Genomic DNA, 717 nt, shown 5'->3' with positions numbered 1-717 from the left:
CGTCACGTTCACGGTGTCACTGACCGCGTTGCCGTTCGCATCGGTGCCGTCGATGACCAGCGCGTGCTCGCCGTCGTCCAGCGGCGCGTCAGGGGTGAAGGTCCAGCTGCCGTCCTCGCCCACGGTGGCGGTGCCGAGCTCGGTGTCGCCGTCGGAGACGGTGACGGTGGAGCCGGGCTGCATGCCGCCGCCGCCGATGGTCGGGGTGCTGTCGCTGGTGCTGCTGCCGTCGGCGACCGGATTACCGGCGTCGTCGGTCAGGCCCGGCGCGGTGGCGCTGGTGTCAACGGTGACGTCGACGGTGCTGCTGCTGGCGTTGCCGTTCGCATCAGTACCGTCAACCACGAGCGCGTGCTCGCCGTCGTCCAGCGGGGTTTCCGGCGTGAAGGTCCAGCTGCCGTCCTCGCCCACGGTGGCGGTGCCGAGCTCGGTGTCGCCGTCGGAGACGGTCACGGTGGAGCCGGGCTGCATGCCGCCGCCGCCGATGGTTGGCGTACTGTCGCTGGTGCTGCTGCCGTCGGCGATCGGATTGCCGGCGTCGTCGGTGATGCCCGGCGCGGTGGCGCTGGTGTCGACGATGACGTCAACGGTGCTGCTGCTGGCGTTGCCGCTGGCATCGGTGCCGTCAACCACGAGCGCGTGCTCGCCGTCGTCCAGCGGGGCGTCAGGGGTGAAGGTCCAGCTGCCGTCCTCGCCCACGGTGGCGGTGCCGAGCTC

Annotated in this window: 1 protein-coding gene; it reads right to left on the bottom strand. The window is 71.5% G+C overall.

Translation table 11 applies throughout. The features are described from left to right. Positions 1–717 (bottom strand): Ig-like domain-containing protein (locus FOV68_RS23865; protein ID WP_255473764.1); only part of this gene is annotated, 717 nt, incomplete at both ends.

The sequence above is a fragment of the Pantoea sp. paga genome, assembly GCF_007558755.1.
Taxonomy (GTDB): Bacteria; Pseudomonadota; Gammaproteobacteria; order Enterobacterales; family Enterobacteriaceae; genus Pantoea; species Pantoea agglomerans.
The sequence above is the reverse complement of the archived record's forward strand: the minus strand, read 5'-3'. Positions and strand labels throughout refer to the sequence as shown.